The 19,420-nt window shown below is 65.2% G+C and carries 18 protein-coding genes; 11 read left to right on the top strand and 7 right to left on the bottom strand.

The features are described 5' to 3' along the window. Window positions 1-99: 99 nt before the first annotated feature. From QRN11_RS16990 to QRN11_RS16980, 3 genes are all read right to left on the bottom strand, one after another. Window positions 100-2,454, bottom strand: coding sequence for an FdhF/YdeP family oxidoreductase (locus QRN11_RS16990; RefSeq protein WP_285313731.1), 2,355 nt, complete (start codon window positions 2,452-2,454; stop codon window positions 100-102). Between the two features lie 99 nt (window positions 2,455-2,553). Then, window positions 2,554-3,174: an MBL fold metallo-hydrolase gene (locus QRN11_RS16985; RefSeq protein ID WP_285313730.1), complete on the bottom strand. Its 621-nt coding sequence runs from the start codon at window positions 3,172-3,174 to the stop codon at window positions 2,554-2,556. After that, complete coding sequence (locus QRN11_RS16980; protein ID WP_285313729.1) at window positions 3,174-4,280, bottom strand: S-(hydroxymethyl)mycothiol dehydrogenase; 1,107 nt, start codon at window positions 4,278-4,280, stop codon at window positions 3,174-3,176. Before QRN11_RS16980 ends, QRN11_RS16985 begins: the two co-directional genes overlap by 1 nt. Before the next feature lie 478 nt (window positions 4,281-4,758). On the opposite strand from QRN11_RS16980, the gene QRN11_RS16975 reads away from it, so the two are divergent. The 8 genes from QRN11_RS16975 to QRN11_RS16940 all read left to right on the top strand — a co-directional run bounded on the left by QRN11_RS16975 (window position 4,759) and on the right by QRN11_RS16940 (window position 12,491). Beyond that, the gene (locus QRN11_RS16975; RefSeq protein ID WP_091419266.1) at window positions 4,759-6,114 is read left to right on the top strand and encodes an MFS transporter; all 1,356 of its coding nucleotides are present in this window, start codon (window positions 4,759-4,761) and stop codon (window positions 6,112-6,114) included. 58 nt (window positions 6,115-6,172) lie between these two features. Next, window positions 6,173-7,426 (top strand): aminopeptidase P family protein, encoded by a 1,254-nt coding sequence (locus QRN11_RS16970; RefSeq protein ID WP_285313772.1) that lies wholly within the window; start codon window positions 6,173-6,175, stop codon window positions 7,424-7,426. A gap of 84 nt (window positions 7,427-7,510) precedes the next feature. After that, on the top strand, window positions 7,511-8,332 hold the full coding sequence (locus QRN11_RS16965) for an IclR family transcriptional regulator (RefSeq protein WP_142063257.1): 822 nt from the start codon (window positions 7,511-7,513) through the stop codon (window positions 8,330-8,332). Between the two features lie 93 nt (window positions 8,333-8,425). After that, the gene (locus QRN11_RS16960; protein WP_285313728.1) at window positions 8,426-9,133 is read left to right on the top strand and encodes a GTP cyclohydrolase II; all 708 of its coding nucleotides are present in this window, start codon (window positions 8,426-8,428) and stop codon (window positions 9,131-9,133) included. 29 nt (window positions 9,134-9,162) lie between these two features. Further along, window positions 9,163-10,434, top strand: a complete 1,272-nt coding sequence (locus QRN11_RS16955) for an acyl-CoA dehydrogenase family protein (protein WP_285313727.1) — start codon at window positions 9,163-9,165, stop codon at window positions 10,432-10,434. A gap of 27 nt (window positions 10,435-10,461) precedes the next feature. Beyond that, on the top strand, window positions 10,462-11,280 hold the full coding sequence (locus tag QRN11_RS16950; RefSeq protein WP_091419270.1) for an HAD family hydrolase: 819 nt from the start codon (window positions 10,462-10,464) through the stop codon (window positions 11,278-11,280). A gap of 95 nt (window positions 11,281-11,375) precedes the next feature. Next, the gene (locus QRN11_RS16945) at window positions 11,376-11,624 is read left to right on the top strand and encodes a hypothetical protein (protein WP_285313726.1); all 249 of its coding nucleotides are present in this window, start codon (window positions 11,376-11,378) and stop codon (window positions 11,622-11,624) included. Between the two features lie 54 nt (window positions 11,625-11,678). Next, on the top strand, window positions 11,679-12,491 hold the full coding sequence (locus QRN11_RS16940; RefSeq protein ID WP_285313725.1) for a glycerophosphodiester phosphodiesterase family protein: 813 nt from the start codon (window positions 11,679-11,681) through the stop codon (window positions 12,489-12,491). A 24-nt stretch (window positions 12,492-12,515) separates the two neighbouring features. Here QRN11_RS16940 and QRN11_RS16935 read toward each other — a convergent pair whose 3' ends face one another. Next, window positions 12,516-12,977, bottom strand: coding sequence for a hypothetical protein (locus QRN11_RS16935; protein WP_285313724.1), 462 nt, complete (start codon window positions 12,975-12,977; stop codon window positions 12,516-12,518). A gap of 139 nt (window positions 12,978-13,116) precedes the next feature. On the opposite strand from QRN11_RS16935, the gene QRN11_RS16930 reads away from it, so the two are divergent. Then, a complete protein-coding gene (locus tag QRN11_RS16930) occupies window positions 13,117-13,353 on the top strand; it encodes a DUF6480 family protein (protein ID WP_285313723.1) in 237 nt (78 codons plus the stop codon). 63 nt (window positions 13,354-13,416) lie between these two features. Here QRN11_RS16930 and QRN11_RS16925 read toward each other — a convergent pair whose 3' ends face one another. From QRN11_RS16925 to QRN11_RS16915, 3 genes are all read right to left on the bottom strand, one after another. Further along, window positions 13,417-14,481: an EAL domain-containing protein gene (locus QRN11_RS16925; RefSeq protein WP_285313722.1), complete on the bottom strand. Its 1,065-nt coding sequence runs from the start codon at window positions 14,479-14,481 to the stop codon at window positions 13,417-13,419. Between the two features lie 170 nt (window positions 14,482-14,651). After that, window positions 14,652-16,181 (bottom strand): putative bifunctional diguanylate cyclase/phosphodiesterase, encoded by a 1,530-nt coding sequence (locus QRN11_RS16920; protein WP_285313721.1) that lies wholly within the window; start codon window positions 16,179-16,181, stop codon window positions 14,652-14,654. 18 nt (window positions 16,182-16,199) lie between these two features. Continuing rightward, a complete protein-coding gene (locus QRN11_RS16915; protein ID WP_285313720.1) occupies window positions 16,200-17,822 on the bottom strand; it encodes a sensor histidine kinase in 1,623 nt (540 codons plus the stop codon). Between the two features lie 251 nt (window positions 17,823-18,073). On the opposite strand from QRN11_RS16915, the gene QRN11_RS16910 reads away from it, so the two are divergent. Both QRN11_RS16910 and QRN11_RS16905 read left to right on the top strand, forming a co-directional pair. Beyond that, window positions 18,074-18,922, top strand: a complete 849-nt coding sequence (locus tag QRN11_RS16910) for a class I SAM-dependent methyltransferase (protein ID WP_285313771.1) — start codon at window positions 18,074-18,076, stop codon at window positions 18,920-18,922. A gap of 43 nt (window positions 18,923-18,965) precedes the next feature. Further along, the gene (locus QRN11_RS16905) at window positions 18,966-19,415 is read left to right on the top strand and encodes a hypothetical protein (RefSeq protein WP_285313719.1); all 450 of its coding nucleotides are present in this window, start codon (window positions 18,966-18,968) and stop codon (window positions 19,413-19,415) included. The last annotated feature ends 5 nt before the right edge of the window (window positions 19,416-19,420 follow it).

Here is a 19,420-nt window from a genome sequence, read left to right as displayed (position 1 = left end):
GGTGATAAAACAGCGACGGCGACACCCGGCACCTGCCGGATGTCGCCGTCGTTCCTTCTTGCCTGTTGAAGGGAGAACTTCCCAGGGGCAAATGCACTGCTAGCTTGCCGCGGCGGGCTCCAGCTCTGCGGCAGCGACCTCGGCGGCGATTTCCTCTACGTGCGGCGTGAAGCGGACGAACATGGCTTTGAAGCCGGGGGTGTTGGACTCGCGGGCCACGTTTTCTTTGTGGACCAGGGCGTTGGCTTCGGGGAAGTACGCGGCGGCGCAGCCCTTCGCGGTGGGGTAGGCCACGAGCCGGAACTTGTCCGCCGTGCGGTCGTGCCCGCGGAAGGTGCTGACCACGTCCACGAGGTCGCGGTCCTCGAAACCGAGCTCGGCCAGGTCTTCAGGGTGGATGAGGATCACGCGCCGGCCGCCCGAAATGCCGCGGTACCGGTCGTCCAGTCCGTAGTAGGTGGTGTTGTACTGGTCGTGGCTGCGGATGGTTTGGAGCACCAGGTGCCCGTCGGGCGGGGTGAGGTATTCCAGCGGGCTGACAGTGAAGCGGCCGCGACCGATGTCGGTCTTGAAGGACCGGGTGTCGCGCGGCGGGTTGGGCAGCACGAACCCGTTTTTGGTCCGGACCCGGGCGTTGAAGTCCTCGAAGCCGGGCAGCACGCGTTCGATGTGGTCGCGGATCACGTCGTAATCCTCGGCCATGGCTTTCCAGTCCACGGAGTGGTCGGGGCCGAACGTGGCCTCGGCCATCCGTGCCACGATCACCGGCTCGGCGAGCAGGTGCTCGGAGACCGGGGTGAGCCTGCCCTGGGTGGAGTGGACCACGGACATGGAGTCCTCCACAGAGAGGAACTGGGCGCCCTTGGGGTGTTTGTCGTCCTTGTCCGTCCGGCCCAGGGTGGGCAGGATCAGCGAGGTGCGGCCGTGGACGATGTGCGAGCGGTTCGGCTTGGTGGAGATGTGCACGGTCAGCCCGATCCGCTGCATCCCGGCTTCCAGGGTTTCGGTGTCCGAGCAGGCCAGTGAGAAGTTCCCGCCCATCGAAACGAACACGTCCACTTCGTCGCGTTCGAACGCTTCCATGGACTCGACCGCGTCGTAGCCGTGATGCCGGGGGGAGGTGATCCCGAACTCGGTGTCGAGGGCTTCGAGGAGCCATTCTTTGGGTTTTTCCCAGATGCCCATGGTCCGGTCGCCTTGAACGTTGGAGTGCCCGCGGACCGGGCAGGCGCCGGCGCCGGGCTTGCCGAAGTTGCCCTGCAGGAGCAGGACGTTGACCATTTCCTTGATGGTGTCCACCGAGTGCGGCTGCTGCGTCACGCCCAGCGCCCAGCAGAAGATGGACGCCTTGGACTTGATGAGCATCCCGGCCACTGTTTCGATCTGTGCGCGGGTCAGACCGGTGGCTTTCTCGGTCTCGGCCCAGTCCAGCGTTCCGCGGGCCTGGCGGTAGGCGTCGAACCCGTCGGTCTGGGCGGCGATGAAGGAATGGTCGACGACGGTCCCAGGGTTTTGTTCTTCAGCCTCCAGGAGCAGGTGGCCCAGCGCCTGGAACAGGGCAAGGTCCCCACCCACCTTGATCTGCAGGTATTCGTCGGCCAGCGGTGTGCCGCCGCCGACGACGCCGGAGACGGTCTGCGGGTCCTTGAAGTTAAACAGCCCGGCCTCGGGCAGCGGGTTGACCGCCACCACCTTGCCGCCCTTGTCCTTGCACTCCTTCAGCGCGGACAGCATGCGCGGGTGGTTGGTGCCTGGGTTCTGGCCGACCACAAAAATCAGTTCGGCGTCGTGGATGTCGTCCAGTGAGACGGTGCCCTTGCCGATGCCGATGGTGGGGTTCAGCGCCGAGCCGGACGATTCGTGGCACATGTTGGAGCAGTCCGGCAGGTTGTTGGTGCCCAGGGCCCGGGCGTACAGCTGGTACATAAAGGCTGTCTCGTTCGCGGTCCGGCCGGACGTGTAGAAAACGCACCGGTCAGGCGTGCTGGCCCGGACGTGCTCCCCGATCAGTTCAAACGCGTCCGCCCAGGAAATCGGCGAGTAGTGCGTCTCACCGGCACGGATCACCACCGGCTCGCTCAACCGGCCCTGGTTGCCCAGCCAGTACTCCGTCTTGGTAGACAGCTCGGCGATGGAGTGCTTCGCCCAGAACTCGGCGCCCACCGTGCGGAGGGTGTTTTCCTCGGCCACGGCCTTGGCGCCGTTCTCGCAGAACTCGGCCGCCTTGCGCTTCTTGTCCGACTCAGGCCAAGCACACCCAGGGCAGTCAAAACCGCCGCGCTGGTTCAACCGGAGCAACGACTGCGCAGTCCGGGTCACACCGGCCTGCGCCACCGCGCGTTCCAGCGCCACCATCACGGCCTTCACACCGGCCGCCTCGGTCTTGGGCTTGTGGACTTCGAGGTCGTCCTCATTGATGTCCGCGACGGGGGCGGGCTGCTTACCGAACTTCATCGTTCCAACTTCCTTACCGGCATACGTAGTTCTGGCACCAGCAAAGGCGCACCAAGGTTCCTGGTGCGCCTTTGCTGGACACTTCTGGTACTTCGATGGCTACGGGGCGACCTTCGCCAGGGTTTCCTGCTCCGCGGCGATGGTGGTGTTGTCGCCGTGTCCGGTGCGGACCACCGTGTCACCGGGCAGCGTCAGCAACCGTTCCCGGATCGAGGTGAGGATGGTGGGGTAGTCGCTGTAGGACCGCCCGGTGGCACCCGGGCCGCCGTTGAAGAGCGTGTCCCCAGTGAAGACCGTTCCTTCGCTTTCCAGGCGGAAGCACGTGGAACCGGGGGAGTGGCCCGGGGTGTGGATGGCCTTGAGGGTCGCCCCAGCCACCTCCAAGACGTCGCCGTCGTGCAGTTCCTGGTCCGGCCCGGTGTCCGGGTAGACCTGTTCCCAGAGGACCAGGTCCTCCGGGTTGAGGTAGATGGGTGCGCCGACGGCGTCAGCCACCTCGCGTGCGGCGCCGATGTGGTCATTGTGCGCGTGGGTCAGCAGGATGGCTTTGACCTTCCGGCCACCAACCTGGTTGAGGATGGCTGAGGCGTCGTGCGGGGAATCGATAATGACGCATTCCTCGTCGTTGCCCACGATCCAGACGTTGTTGTCCACGTCCCAGGTGCCGCCGTCGAGCGAAAAAGTGCCAGAGGTGACCAGGTTCTCAATCCGGACGGTCATCAGGAAACCACCCCCGCGGCAGGCAGTTCAACAACGGAGCGCAGGACCTTGCCCTCGTGCATCTTCTCGAAGGCTTCCTCCACCTGGTCGATGCTGATGCGCTCGGAGACAAAAGCGTCCAGGTCCAGGTTGCCCTGCTTGTAGTGGCTCACCAGCATGGGGAAGTCGCGGGAGGGCAGGCAGTCGCCGTACCAGGAGGATTTCAGCGAGCCACCCCGGCCGAAGACGTCCAGCAGGGGCAGTTCCAGCTGCATGTCCGGAGTGGGGACGCCCACCAGGACCACGCGGCCGGCGAGGTCGCGGGCGTAGAAGGCCTGCTTGTACGTTTCAGGGCGGCCGACTGCGTCAATCACCACATCAGCTCCGTTGCCTCCCGTGAGGGCACGGATGGCCTCGATGGGGTCTTCCTTGCTGGAATCGATGCCGTGCGTGGCGCCCAGCGACTTGGCCATTTCGACCTTGTTGGCGTCGATGTCCACGGCGATGATGGTCGTGGCGCCGGCCAGCTTGGCGCCGGCGATCGCGGCGATGCCCACACCGCCGCAGCCGATCACGGCCACGGATTCGCCGCGCTTTACCTCGCCGGTGTTGATGGCGGCGCCAATGCCAGCCATTACACCGCAGCCCAACAGGCCCACGGCGGCGGCATCAACGTCGGGGTCCACCTTGGTGCACTGCCCGGCGGCAACCAGGGTCTTCTCGGCGAAGGCGCCAATCCCAAGGGCGGGGGAGAGTTCCGTGCCGTCCTCAAGGGTCATCTTCTGGGTGGCGTTGGCTGTGTTGAAGCAGTACTGCGGCTGGCCCTTTGCGCACGCCCGGCATTCGCCGCACACCGCACGCCAGTTCAGGATGACGCGGTCGCCCGGGGCGATGGAGGTAACCCCGTCACCCACCGCGCTGACAACACCGGTTGCTTCATGGCCCAGCAGGAAGGGGAATTCATCGTTGATCCCGCCCTGCTTGTAGTGCAGGTCCGTGTGGCAGACGCCGCAGGTGAGGATGTCCACCAGTGCCTCGCCTGGTCCGGGATCCGGCACCAGGATGGTCTCAACTGACACGGGGGCGTTCTTTTCCTTGGCAATGACTGCCTTGACCTTGTGAACCATGGTTCCTGTGTTCCTTTCGTTGGCCGAACGACGATCCCGACCCGACAAACAATTCTAGGAGCCGCGGCTCCTCCCGGCGGCTACCCGAAGGGGTAGGTAACCGGCCCCAAAGGGATGGTCGATCCCGTTCGCTCCACCTGCGTTGTGAATCCTGAATTGCGTAATGAACAACACGATTCACATTATGCGTACTCGAAATATGTCAGTCGGCCTGCGGGGTGTCAATAGAACGGCCCGTCACTGCGGCTCGTCGAGCGCGCCCATTGGCGTCGCGCGTCCTCTTTGATGCAACAGGGCTGCTACTGAAGCAACTTCCGTTCATCGTCTCACGCTTCAACCGTTCTGGTCGACGCCTCCTTCGCCTAGGCAACTCCGCCTCGACGCTCAGCTCTCCAGCATATTGACTGTGGCGGCCATCACGCCTAATCTGATGCAACAGCGTTGCGCCGAATGCAACCACAACAACTTTGGTGGATACATGAGTAACGAAACTTCCTCCGTGGCCCGGAACCAGGGTCTGCACGCGGAGCCCGGTGGCTCGAATTCCGCTGACAGTGCCGTCAGCAAGGAAACCCGCCGCCGGGTGATCGCGGCCAGCTTCATTGGAAACTTTGTTGAATGGTTCGACTACGCGGTCTACGGCTACCTGGCCGTCACCATCGCTGCAGTCTTTTTCCCACAAACGGATCCCCAGGCCGGGCTCCTCCTGACCTTTGCCCTGTTTGCGATCTCATTCCTGGTACGCCCCCTCGGCGGTTTTGTATGGGGGCATATCGGAGACCGGGTGGGCAGGCGAACCGCCCTCTCGCTGTCCATCCTGATCATGTCCGGGGCCACGTTCTGCATTGCCCTGATCCCCGGATACAACATGATCGGGCTGTGGGCTCCGGTCCTGCTCCTGGTCATCAGGGTGGTCCAGGGCTTCTCCGCCTCGGGAGAATACGCCGGAGCATCAGCGTTCCTGGTGGAATACGCCCCCGCCAACCGGCGCGGTTTGTATGCCGCCGTCGTGCCCGCCAGCACGGCCGCCGGGCTGCTCCTGGGGTCATTGCTCGCCGGCCTGCTGACAACACTGCTCAGCTCCGAAGCGATGCACAGCTGGGGCTGGCGCCTGCCCTTCCTCCTGGCTGCTCCGATGGGGCTCATCGGCCGGTACATCCGTACCAAGCTCGAAGACACCCCGGTCTTCCGCGAACTGGCCAAGGAGGACGAGGCCGTCAAGGCACCGGTTTCCAGTCTCTTCCGGAACCACTGGCGGCAGCTGCTCCAGGCCGTCGGGGCAGTGCTGCTCAACGCCGTCGGCTTCTACGTCATCCTCAGCTACATGCCCACGTACCTGTCCTCCGAGCTTGGCCTGGGCGCTACCGAATCATTCCTGGCCACTACGGTGGCGCTTGTCACCTACATCGGCTTCATCTTCCTCACGGGAATGCTCTCGGACCGGTATGGCCGCAAGAAGGTACTGATTGCCGCATCGGTCAGCTTCATCCTGCTGACAGTGCCGGCGTTCGCCCTGCTGGGAACGGGAAACTTCCTGGTGGTGGTCCTGGTCCAGATCCTGCTGGGCGCCATGCTCACCCTCAATGACGGCACGCTCCCCAGCTTCCTGGCCGAGATGTTCCCCACCCGCGTCCGCTACAGCGGCTTCGCCGTCAGCTTCAACCTCTCCAATGCCCTGTTCGGCGGCACCGCCCCGTTTATGGCCACCCTCCTGATCGCCGCCACGGCCAACGACCTCGCGCCGGCCTGGTACCTGGTCGCCGCCGCCCTGGTGTCCCTCGTGGCCGTGGCCCTGTCCAGGGAAACCTGCAGGGAGCCCCTGCGCCACGAATAGCTTCCCTTCCAGACCAACCTCACCTCAAGAAATGCATCAACAGAAAGGCATCATGACGATGACCATCACCACCGAGAACGCAACGTCCGTCGCCGAACTGGAGCGCCTGAAGGTCCTCAAGAACGGCGAAAAGGTCAGCCTCACCTTCTCCGACGCCGAGTTCGAGCGCCGCCTCGCCGGCCTCCGCAGCATCATGGCCGAGAAGGACCTCGACGCCGTCGTCCTCACCAGCTACCACTCCATCAAGTACTACTCCGACTTCCTCTTCACCTACTTTGGCCGCTCGTACGCCATGGTGGTCACCAAGGACGACACCGTCACCGTCACCGCCAATATCGACGCCGGCATGCCGTGGCGCCGCAGCTATGGCGACAACATCGTCTACACCGACTGGCGCCGCGACAACTACATCTTCGCCATCCAGGAGGTGCTGCGCACCCGCGGCATCAGCGTCCGCAGGCTCGGGGTCGAAGACGACTCCCTGCCGCTGGACAACCGCAACAAGATCCAGGCGGCATTCCCGTCCGCGGCCCTGGTGGACGTGGCCCAGGCAGCGATGCGCCAGCGCATGATCAAGTCGGCCGAGGAAATCGAAGTCATCAAGCACGGTGCCCGCATCGGGGACCTGGGCGGCGAGGCGATCCGCAACGCCATCACGGCAGGAATCACCGAATACGAGGTGGCCCTGATCGGCACCGAGGCCATGGTCCATGAGATTGCCAGGACCTTCCCCAACTCCGAAATCCGCGACACCTGGGTGTGGTTCCAGTCCGGCATCAACACCGACGGCGCCCACAACTGGGCCACCACCCGCAAGATCCAGGAACACGACATCCTGTCCCTGAACTGCTTCCCCATGACCTCGGGCTACTACACCGCCCTTGAGCGCACCCTGTTCTACGGCGAGCCGGACGCCCGCTCACTGGAGCTGTGGAACATCAACGTGGAGGTGCACAAGCGCGGCCTGGAGCTCATCAAGCCCGGCGCCGTCTGCAAGGACATCGCCGCCGAGCTGAATGAGATCTACGTCGGCCATGGCCTGCTGGCCAACCGCACCTTCGGCTACGGGCACTCCTTCGGCGTCCTCAGCCACTACTACGGCCGGGAAGCCGGGCTCGAGCTCCGCGAGGACATCGACACTGTGCTGGAACCGGGCATGGTGGTTTCCATGGAACCGATGATCACGGTCCTGGACGGCCAGCCCGGCGCCGGCGGCTACCGCGAGCACGACATCCTGGTGGTGGGCGAAGACGGTGCGGAAAACATCACCAAGTTCCCCTTCGGCCCCGAATACAACATCATCGGAGCCTAAGCTCGGCAGCACCCATATCCGAGGCGGCGCCGGGACCATACCGGCGCCGCTTTCGGCCTTCATTAGGGAATGATGGTCTACATCATGAGCGCAACAGAACCCGAAACCACTGGCAACGGCGACACCAAGGGCGCTTCCGTCATCGTCAACGCCATTGCCGTCCTCCGGACATTTACCGCGGATGAGCCGCTCCTCGGAGTCACCGAGATCGCCAACCGCGTAGGCCTGCACAAGAGCACAGTCTCCAGGATCCTGGCCACCTTTGAGCAGGAGCACCTGGTGGAGAGGGACGCCGAGACGCGCCGGTTCCGGCTGGGACTGGGGCTGATTGCCGTGGCAGGGCCCCTGCTGGCGGAACTTGAGGAGCGCCGGGTGGCCTACCCCGTGCTCCGCGAGCTGTCCGAACAAACCGGGGAAACCAGCGCCCTGATGGTGTGGAGCGGCGATGAATCCATCTGCGTGGAACAGATCGCCAGCCGCCACCAGATCAAGCACACCACGCCGCTTGGCGCCCGTTACAGTGATGCCTTCAGCGCCTCAGTACAGGTCTTCCTGGCCCAGGAACCCGAACCCCGTGTCCGTTCCCTCCTCAGCAGCGGCGCCATCACCTACCCAGGCCTGGACGAAGCCAGCCTGGACGCGTACCTCGTCCGGTTGAAGGACGACGCGCGGCGCGGCTGGGCCATCAACTACGGCGAAACGTCCATCGACGAAGTGGGACTTGCTGCCCCCGTCTTCGACCACCGCGGCGAGATGGTGGCCGCGGTCCTGATCCCGGCTCCGCGGTTCCGGGTGTCGCAGGACCGCCTCCAGGCGCTGGGGGAATCCTGTGCCGCCGCGGCGGCGAAGGTCACGGCCCGGCTGGGTGGTACCGGCCGGAAGCAAGGAGTTCCTGCGGAAGTCTGAGGTCCTGCGGTTTGTTCCAGCAAAAGACTTGAAGCTTCAAGTAATGAGGCGTAAGGTTAGTTGAAGATTCAACCACCTCCGCTAGGAACTGACATGACCGCTACCTTTGAACAGCACGTCCCCGGCTTCGCCGATGCCGCCACTGCGTGGACCCAGGAAGCAGCGGGAAGGAAGGTAACCGTCCGGAGCCAGGTCTCCGTGCCGCTTCGGTTCGACGACGGATTCACAGTCCCGGCCGACGTTATGACCTTCCACGGGCTGGCCGATGGCAAAGAGCACCTGCTCCTCGCGCTGGGCGAATGGGAACAGGCGTTGCTGCAGCAGGGACCCGGGCGGCCGGCGCCCCTGGTCCGGCTCCACAGCGAATGCTTGACCGGCGACGTCTTCGGCAGTGAACGCTGTGACTGCGGACCCCAGCTTCGCGAAGGTGTCGAAGCAGTTGCGGCCACCGGCGGCTTCCTTCTCTACCTCCGGCAGGAAGGCCGCGGAATCGGTCTTTACGCCAAGCTGGATGCCTACGCACTCCAGGACACGGGCCTGGATACCTACGAAGCCAACGTTGCCCTGGGGCACGGCGAGGACGAACGGGACTACACCGCTGCCGCCCAGATGCTCACCACCCTGGGCGTGGACTCCATCCGGCTGTTGAGCAACAACCCGGACAAGGCGGCGCAACTCAGCAGCCACGGCATCAGCGTCGCCGAGCAGGTTCCCACCGGCGTGCACCTCTCCGAAGCCAACCACCGCTACCTGGCAGCCAAGCGGGACCACACCGGGCACACGCTGAACCTGCCCGCCTGAACCCGGCCACTTTCCGAACAGGACCGCACATGACAATTTTTCTTGACGACACCGCGATCGCACCCCTGGACCTCGACGCCGGCTTCCATGCTTTGAGCAAGGCGCACGGGTATATCCCCACCCATGATGAACTGCTCGCCCGCGTTGATGCCCTCATTCCCCGGCTGCGGGAGCGCGCCGAGGAAACGGAACGCCTCCGGCGCATCCCCGAGAGCACCATGGCTGAGCTGCAGGAGGCGGGCGTCTTCAAGATCCTCGCCCCCAAAGGGGTGGGCGGATACGGCATGGGCGTGGACACCTACGTCGAGGTGGTGCGAAGGCTGGCGCAAGGCTGCCCTTCCACTGCCTGGAACGTTGGACACCTGATCGAGCACGTCTGGATGCTCGCACGCTGGCCCAAGGCCGCCCAGGATGAAGTCTTCGCCGAGGGGCCCGCCCCTCTGGCCGCCGCCACCGGCGCACCCCTTGGTATTGCCGGGAAAGTGCCTGGCGGGTTCCTCATCACGGGCCGCTGGAGCTTCGCCTCGGGAGTGCTGCACTCACAGTGGGCACTTTTGGCAGTTGAGCAGGACGGGCCCCGGCACAGCAAAGTCAGGCTGCAGTGCCTCGTTCCCATTGATGATGTGGAGGTGGTGGACACCTGGCACACCGCCGGCCTTCGGGGAACCGGGAGCAATGACATCCATGCCGAGGGGCTGTTTGTCCCCGCCCACAGAACCATGGAATGGTCACTGCTGGCCGCTGCGGACAACCCCGGCAGCCGGATCCATCCGGATCCAATGATCCATACGCCCATGGCCACCCTCCTGAACATCGTGGCGCCGTCCGCTGCCCTGGGCGCCGCGGAATATGCCCTGGAACTGTTCCGGGGACAGATGCTCAAGCGCAAGGTCAAGAACACAGTGGAGAACCGCCAGGGTGATTCGCCGCTCGCGCAGGCCCGGTTTGCCCAGGCTTACGGGCTTGTCACCACCGCGCGGCTGCACTGGGCAGAGGCGGCGCGTTTGTCAGCAGCGTCCCACCGGCGGCAGTCGGGGCAGGTATCGGGCGCGGGCATGACCGAGGAGGAAAGGGCGCAATACCGGCTGTCCTTTGCCCTCAGCGGCGAGGCGTCCGCGCAGGCTGTCACCATGATCATGGCGGGCTCCGGCGGCAGCGCCCACCGGCTTGCACACCCCCTTCAACGGATCCAGCGCGACGTCAGCGTCCTGCTCAACCATCCGACCCTGGCCACCGATCCGATCCTTGAGCAGGCAGGCCGCGGCCTCCTGGGCCTGGGCCTCACCGTCGCAAGCTTCTAGCAGGGGACGGCCACGTAGACTTGCCAGATGCGGTTGGTAGCGAGCGATATTGACGGAACGATCCTTGGACACGACGGAAAAATCAGTGACCGCACCGTCCGCGCCTTCCACGCCTGCCGCGACGCCGGCGTCGAACTCGTCTTTGTCACCGGCCGGCCGCCGCGCTGGCTGCACCCCCTGCAGGACCAGCTCGGACACACCGGCACCGTCATTTGCTCCAACGGCGCCGTGGTCTGGGACCTCGAAACGGAAAAGCTGGTGTCCGCCCGCACGCTGCCCATCGGGACCGTGCTGGAGGTCCGCCGGATCATCAAGGAGCTCCGCCCTGCCGCCCTGTTCGCCGCCGAAACCCTGACCGGCTTCCACCTCGAACCCGGCTTCATCGAGAACGAATCCAGCGAGCTGCTCAGCGAGTTCACCCCCGCGCCGCTCGCCGAAACCCTCGCCGCGGATGACTCGGTGGTCAAGTTCCTGGCGATCGTCCGGGAGGGCACCCCTGACGACTTCCTCGCCGAGGTGCGGCCCGCCGTCGGACATCTGGCGGCCGTCACGCACTCCTCGCCGGGGGTTGCGATGCTGGAGCTGTGCCTTCCCGGCATCAACAAAGCGGTGACGCTGGCGGAATACGCGGCCTCGCTGGGCATTGACGCCGCTGACGTTGTGGCCTTTGGGGACATGCCCAACGATATCGAAATGCTCCGCTGGGCCGGCCACGGCTACGCGATGGCCAGTGGACACCCGGAGGCCATCCTCGCAGCGGGGCAGCAGGCGCCGCATTTTGACGACGACGGCGTGGCCCAGGTCCTCGAGGCCCGGCTGGCTTCGCTGGGTGTCCAGCTTCCCTAAGCCCTTTTCACAGCCTGCGCTCACCTGGCGTTCACCTTTGCTCCCTAAGGTGGAAGCAGGGGGCAACACCTCCCCTTACGGCTCAAGGGGTAACGATGGCACGAACTGTAAAACACGGCGCTGCTGATGCGCCGCTGCGCAAGGCAACGCCCGCTCCGCACTGGAAACAGCTCCGGCAGGGCGACCGCGTCCGCGTGGTCCTCACGCCCGGTTTTGAAACGGGTGGGCTGGTGGACGCGATCACCGGCGACCATACCGCGGTATGGGTGAACCTCGACGGCGGCCGCGGGCGTACATTGCTGCACTGCAGCGACGGCGTGGAGATACTCCCGGACGAAGACTAGGGGCTGCTTGGCGGCAGCGCCCTGCGGGCGCTCCCGCTCCGGTACGCTCACAACGTGAGTCTGCCATTCTTCACCCACTCCGGCACCGGGGCCCAGCCGCCAGTCGCCATGGCCCACCGCGGTTTTTCACGGGAGGGGCTGGAGAACTCCATGGCCGCGTTCCACGCCGCCGTCGAACTCGGCTACCAGTACCTGGAAACGGACGTCCACACCACAGTGGACGGGGTGGTGCTCGTTTTCCATGACGAGACCCTGGACCGGGTGACCGACGGGGCGGGCCGCATCGCCAGCCTGACCTCTGCCGACGTGGCCTTGGCGAAGATCGGAGGCCGTGAGCCCGTCCCCACCTTTGATGACCTGGTCACCGGGCTTCCCGGCGCGCGCCTCAACGTGGACGTCAAGGACTGGAACTCCGTCCGGAGCCTTGCCGCCGCCATCGAACGCCACCAGGCGCACCACCGGGTGCTGGTGACCAGCTTTTCGGACCGGCGGCGGCGGGCCGTGCTCAAGCTGCTGAGCCGGCCTGTGGCGTCGTCGGCCGGCGTTGTTCCGGTGGCCCTGTTTGTTGTGTTGGGGCGGCTGCTGCCGGGACCTGTTTTCCGCTGGGCCATGCGCCGGATCCTGCATGATGTCCACGCCCTCCAGGTGCCTGCGCGCAGGGGCGGGATCGAGGTGGTCACCCCCGGGTTTGTCCGGCGTGCGCACTCCCTGGGGCTGGTGGTCCATGTCTGGACCATCAACGATCCCGTTGAGATGCGCCGCCTGCTGGAGCTGGATGTGGACGGGCTCGTCACCGACCGCGCGGACCTGCTCCGGGACGTGCTGCGCGAACGCGGTGAGTGGCCCGACGGACGGCAGGAGTCCTGACCGGGCGGGCTATTCCCTGTTGGCCTATTCCTTATAGTCCCGGCCTGTGCTCGTGGAGGGGTCCTGGTCACCTTCGGTCGGATCGGCCCTCAACTCGTCGGGGTTGCTGTCCGGCAATCCTCCGGAAACCCCCGGAACGCCCCGAGTTGAGCCTCCGCCACCCGACTCCGTCCCGCCGGCGGGAGCGGATGCACTGCCGGCCAGCCCGCCGTCGTCGTTCGCCCGATCATTGTTGGTGTCGTCAACGTCCCCGCCCAAGGGCGACTCCGAGACTGGCCCTGGCGCTGGTCCGGCCTTCAGTCCGGGTGCCTTCTGCTTCTCGGCTTCCATGGCGTTGGACCCTTCGCTGAGGGAGGAGTGGACCTCCACGTCGCTGTTGGGATCCGCGGGGTCAGGAACATCCCGTTTCTCGGCGGGATCGCTCGTTCCGGCCAGATCCTCCATGGCGTTCTCTGCTGCCTTGCCGATGCTGTCGCCGATACCCATGTGACTGCTCCTTCCGACATCGCGCTCCGGCGCCCCCAGTGGACTTTCCGGAGCATTACCCTTCCAGAATTATCAGCATGCTTACAATTAGTCCAGAGCTGAGGCAACGGGCCGCGGCCGGGCAGGAAGGACCCATACTGTGAGCAGTTACCATCCGGAAAACGACCCCGCCAATCCTGACCAGCCGGGCAAACCTCACCCGGACGCCGGTCTGCAGGGCGCCGGTCCGCAGGGAGGCAGGGACTCTGCAGGCTCACCGAATCCGGACCCGGCGGAGGGCAACGTCACGGGGCTGGAGCCCGGCGGGGGAGTGCCTCCGGGCGAGACGCCGCCAGCCGAGGACCAGATGAGCGGCGACCAGGGCCACGACGAGTAAGCAGGCCGGCCCATGCCGGGCCGGCCTGAGTCAGTGCAGCTCGTTATCAGTGCACGTCGTTTGTCAGTGCATCTCTTTGGGCGGCGAAACGTGCCCGGACTGTTCCGGGCCCACAAGCTGGCTCTTCAGGCCGTCCATGTCCAGGCGGGTGTTCCAGCTCGCCCAGTCCTGCGGCCGCACCGACGGCCGGCCCAGGAGGTAGCCCTGGCCGGCGCTGATGCCCAGCTCCGTCAGGACCTTGAGCTCGCCGACTGTCTCGATGCCCTCCGCTATCAGGGTGGTGCCGATCTGCTCAGCGAAGTCCGCCAGGCAGCCGGCAAGGGCGCGCTGGATGCCGTCGTTGTCCACATCGCCAATGACGTTCCGGCCGACCTTCAGGAAGTCCGGCCGCAGGTGCACCATCCGGCTCAGCGCACCGGCCCCCGGGTGGGTGTCATCAACCGCGATGCGCAGGCCCTGGTCGCGCAGCGGGTTGATGGCGGCGATGAACTGCGGGTACTCCTCGTCACTGACGGATTCGGTCAGTTCGAGCACCACCCGGCTGATGGGCAGGTCGATGTGCTCGAACAATTCCGGCAGCCGCGGATCCAGGCAGGACGTGGGTGAAATGTTCAACGACACGTAAAGGTTTTGCGGGAGATCCCGGGCTGCGGCAGCGGCTGATCCGAGGGCGGAAAACTCCAGGTTCGCGCCCAGGCCTACGGCTGCTGCCTCGGCGAACCACAGTTCCGCGGCCGCGCCATCGTCGCTGACAAAGCGCGACAACGCCTCGACACCCACTACTGTTTCGTCGGCCAGCCCATAAATGGGCTGGAACGCCGTCATCAGCATTTGGCTTTCAAGCAATGCGCTGATGCGGGACATGCTGCGGATTGCGTCAATACGTTCCGCAATCTGTGGCGGAATAGCGCTGGGTTCCAGGCGCATTTTCCGGACACTGTCCAGCGTTTCAACGGTGTTGGCGTCGCTGCGACGGGTTTCCAGGAGATATTCCAGCAAGGCCCTTTCGGGCACGCCAGGATTTTCATCGAGGCTCTTGCTGAGGCGCTGCCGGACAGCGGCCCCGGACGGATCCGGATCCCCCAAAACAGCGGCGATGATTCCCCACGCCTGTACTCGAACCGACATTAGCTACGCCCCCAGTTGACGAAGTAATGACCCAATGGCCCTTTGATGTTCAATTTATAACCGCTTCTAAAGTCCAATGATGCTGGCAAGCCGCAAAATCACGGTGACGAAAATTAGACCCAGCACGATGATCGTATATCGGGGCGGACAAAAGCGCAGTACATTTCGCCTTACTGGTTAGCGCTTTCCGGCTGTGCCGCCAACAGATCGGGAACCTGGTCCGGCGGAACCGGCCTGCTGAAGTAATAGCCCTGGGCGCTGAGGCAGCCCAGGCCGCGGAGGATCTCCGCCTGTTCCGCGGTTTCGACCCCTTCCCAGACCGCTTCCAGGCCGCAGGCCCGGATGAGTTGCAGGACAGCCGCCACAAGTGCCGGCTGGCCTGGATCGGTGCCAAGGCCGTCGATCAGCGAGCGGTCCACCTTGACGCGGTCCACCGGCAAGCGGCGCAGATAGCTGATGGACGAATAGCCTGTTCCGAAGTCATCGATTTCGATCCCGACGCCGAGGCCGCGCAGCCCGCCCAGCGAGTAACGGTCCAGTTCATTGCCCTTGACGATGGCCACCTCGGTCAGTTCCAGGACCACCTGTTCGGGCCGGACGCCGGTTTCCTTCAGGACGTTCCGCACATCCTCAATGAACTGGAGGCTTTGCAGGTCCGTGGCGGAGATGTTGATCCGCACGGAGAAACGCTGGTCCACGAACTGTCCGGCGATCCATTCCCGCAGCTGGCGCACCGAGGCCCGCAGCACCCACAGCCCCAGTTCGGAGATCAGCCCGGCCTCCTCGGCCAACGGAATGAATTCGTCGGGCATTATGAGCCCGCGGGTGGGGTGGTTCCAGCGGACCAGCGCCTCCACGCCTTCGATCCGGCCGGAGCCCAGCTCCACTACCGGCTGGTAGTGCAGGGTCAATCCGTCGGTCCTGATAGCGGTGCGGAGGTCCTCCACCAGTTGGCTGCGGAGCCTGCGTACCAGCAGCAGGCCGGGTTCGAACCGGTGGAGCCTGTTCTGCCCCTCAGCCTTGGAGGCGTACATGGCGACGTCGGCCTCCATCAGCATGTCCTCGGGCGTCTGGCCGGCGCCGCCAACGCTCAGCCCGATGCTGGCCCCGCAGCGCACGCTCCTCCCCGGCAGCTCGATCGGGTCATTCAGCGACGCCAGGATGCGGTGCCCCGCGATGGCGGCCTGGTCGGCGGAGACCGCCGGCATCACGATCGCGAACTCGTCCCCGCCCAGCCGGGCGACGACGTCCGTGTCCCGCACCGCCGCGCGGACCCGTTCGCCCACGGTGACCAGTACCTGGTCGCCGGCGGTGTGGCCGAGGCTGTCGTTGATGGACTTGAAGGCGTCCAGGTCCATCAACAGGATCACGGGCCCCTCATCCGCACTGTCCTCGATGGCAGCCCTCAAGGCGTCGATGAGCGCAGAGCGGTTGGCCAGGCCGGTCAGGGGGTCCTGCATGGCCATTTTCTGCATTTCCAGGTGGGCTTCGTGCAGGAGTTGGGTGCGTACCTGCACCCGCTGTTCGAGTTCCTCGTAAATGATCTGAAGATCCTCGGCCAGGAGGTTGGTGCCCATAATGATGGCATCAAGTTCGTCGCGGGCTTCAGAAACGTTGATCCGTGAATTGAGGTCTCCCGACGCCAGCCGCACAATGCCTTCGAGCAGTTGCGAAAGCCGGGGGTCGTTGTCGGCAAACATCGGTTCCTCCTCCCGCGCTCAGTTGGCCCGGTTGCGGTCAGTATCCAGTGGAAGGCTCACTGTGACGGTGGTGCCGGAGCCCAGGGTGGAGGCCACGTCGATCCGGCCGCCGTGCCGCGCCACAATGTCCTTGGTAATGGCCAGCCCCAGCCCGGTTCCGGGAATGGCTCCGGACATGGCATTGGACGCCCGGTAGAACCTGGTGAAAACGTGGTCGATTTCCTCGCTGGAGATGCCGATGCCGGTGTCAGCCACGCTGACGGTTGCCCAGCGGGTGCCGTCTGCCGCCGCATGGGACTCGCTTCCCACCTCAATCCGGCCGCCGCTTGGCGTGAATTTGATGGCGTTGGACACCAGATTCGTGAATACCTGCTGCAGCTGCACCTCGTCAGCCAGGATTTCGGGGTCCTCCGGTGCAGGATCCACCGCAATAGTGACATTCTGCAGCTGGGCCAGGGGCCGCAGGGCCCCCGCCACCAGGTCCAGCGTCTGGCCCAGGCGCACCGGGGTGAGATGCATCAGATTGTCTTCGAGGCCATTGCGGGACACGCTGAGCATGTCCTCGATCAGCATCCGGAGCCGCTCGGTATTGCGGACCACGATGTCCAGCATCTGGTGGACTTCGGGCGATACGGGCTGCTCGGTGCTTTCCTGGATCATGTCCAGGTAGGCCATGATGGACGTCAGCGGGGTCCTGAGCTCGTGGTTCACTGTGGCGAGGAAGTCGGTTTTCGCCTTGTCCAGCTGCCGAAGCTGCTTGACCACCTGCTGCTGGCTGCTGATCAGGTGGCTCTGGATCAGCCCGTGTGCTGCATTGCCGGCCACGTGCTGGATCAGGCCAAGCTCTGCGCGGGACCATTGCCGCGGCTCGTCCAGCATCGCGATCCAGATGATGCCCAGCGAGGAGCTGCCTTCACCCATCGGCACCGCCAGCAGCGAGGCCGCAGGGCCAGGGCGCGGGTTGCCTCCGGGCTCGCCTGTTTGCCCGTCCTCTTCGGACCCCTCGGAGGAGCTCAACGTTTCGGCCCCGGCCCACAGCATGTCGGCCGTCTGCCGGGCGGAGTCCTCGTCCGGCAGCGCGGTGTCAGCCAGCGGTTCAAGGCCCGGCCTGGTCCATGCGGCGGTGATGGGGGGAACCCGCTCGTCCTCGAACGTGGTCAGCCGGACGTGGTCTGCCTTGAACGTTCGCCCGAAGCCAGCGACCACATGGCCGGCGATCTCCTGGGGATCGTTGGTTCCGCGCACTGCGGCGGAAACCTGCCGGAGCTGTTCGCGCAGCGCCTCAGCCTCCTGCCGGGCGATCCTGCGCCGGGCCACCTGGCTGATCAGGGACGTGGCCCGGTGGACCAGTTCCTTGGGCGGCGGGGGTTTGGCGATGCAGTCGTGGACGCCGGGAGGCTGCATGGCTGCCAGTTCGGCCGGGCTGTCCAGATCCACCATCACCAGGACTGGCGCCTCGGCTTCGACCGCGGACAAGGACGTGTCCACCACGATGACGGAAGGTTCGCCTGCAGCCAGCAAGCGGGCGAGGCCGTCCGCATCACGCGCGGTGCGGACTTCATAACCAGCTTCCCGCAGTGCGCGCGCATTCAGGGCCAGCCGCCCGTCGTCGGGGTCCGCTACATAAGCGGTGCGTGGCACAGACGGGTCCCACGGCAAATCAGCCGCCACAATGCCCCCTTCGCTCCCAGTTGAGTACATTGTAGGGCGGCGCACCCCGGATGCTCCCTTGGAAGCTGCACATCGCCCCAGCGTGACGGAAGGAGGCCCCCTCCGCGGACGCCGACGCACCGCCGCCAGGCCTCAAACTGCTGCGTGGACCATGCGCAACATATATTTGGGCTGTGTCCTCTCCAGCGAAATCGGTGCGCTCCTCCTGGCGGAAGTACCTGATGATCCCCAAGCTTGCCCGGCTGTCCCGTTCTGCGCCCAAGGACCGGCGCCTGGCGTGGGACAAATACTGGGCAGGCATCAGGGCCACCGGCCCGGGCGGCGAGGTTTTGTGGGATTCGGGCCGTGACCACGAGTTCCTCGGTTACCGTGACGTGCTGCTGCGCCATGTGGATCCGGAACTTCCCCTGGTTGATGTGGGCTGCGGACACGGCAGTTTTACCCGCGCGCTGGCAGGGACCTTCCGCGAGGTGGTTGGTGTGGACGTGTCCGCCCATGCGGTGGCGCGTGCACGCGCGGAGTCGGAAGCGCAGGCAGGCCTGGCCGGGCGCATCCATTTCGAAGCCCGGGATATGACAGCGCCCGGTGCCGCCCGCGGGCTCGCCGGTGAACGCGGCGCCAACGTGTTCATCCGCGGTGTGCTCCACGTCCTGAATCCTGCCGACCAGGCAGCGCTGGTGAAGAACCTTCGGGTCCTGGCAGGCAGCGGCGGCACGGTCTTCCTTGCCGAAACGAACTTCCAGGGCAACCCCCTGGACTACGTCTCGCATCTGGGCGCAACAGCCAAAGACATCCCGGCACCCCTCGAACGGGCCATCCGCGAACTGCCGATGCCGGGCCATTTTGGCCCTGAAGAGCGATCCAGCATCCTGCCAGGGGAGGCCTGGGAGCTCCTGGAGGACGGCGATGTCGCCATCGAAACGAATCCAGTGACCGGCGTGCCCGCCCAGAGCCGGATTCCCGGCTACTACGCCGTGCTGCGCCCGCGCCGCCAGCCGTTCCGGGCCTCAGGATCCCCAGCGGCCACGAGCCCTGCCCTTGACATGGAGGCTGGTCCGGAGGCTCCATAGTAAGTAGACTTACTAGTTACCTCCAGGGGAAAGGATGGCCGTCATGGCACAGGACAAAGGCAACAACACGCGCGAAGCTGACGCGGACCGGGACGAAGAAGATCTGGGAGCAGGACCGGATGGCGGAAAGGTCCGCACTGGCCCGGAGTCATCAAAATCCCTGAAGTACTCGCAGGAGGTCACCTCACCGGAGGACGAGCCGGAGCGCGAGGGCCGCAGCCTGGTCACCACGCACCACGAAGTCATCAGGCAGTGGGCGGAGGAACGCGACGGCGTTCCCGCCACTGTCGAAGGCACTGAACATGGTGACCATCTCGGTGTGCTGCGGATCGATTTCGGCGGTGAAAACGACAAGCTTCGCCACATCAGCTGGGAGGAATGGTTTGAAACCTTCGACTCCCGGGGACTGAGTTTCATTTACCAGGAACAGCGCAGCGACGGCCAACAATCAAATTTCTTCCGGCTGGAAAATCCCGGCCGGGAAGACGCCTAAGCCGC

This window comes from Pseudarthrobacter sp. fls2-241-R2A-168, from assembly GCF_030209335.1.
Lineage (GTDB): Bacteria > Actinomycetota > Actinomycetes > Actinomycetales > Micrococcaceae > Arthrobacter.
Note: the sequence above shows the minus strand (reverse complement) of the source record. Positions and strands in the feature narration are given on the sequence as shown.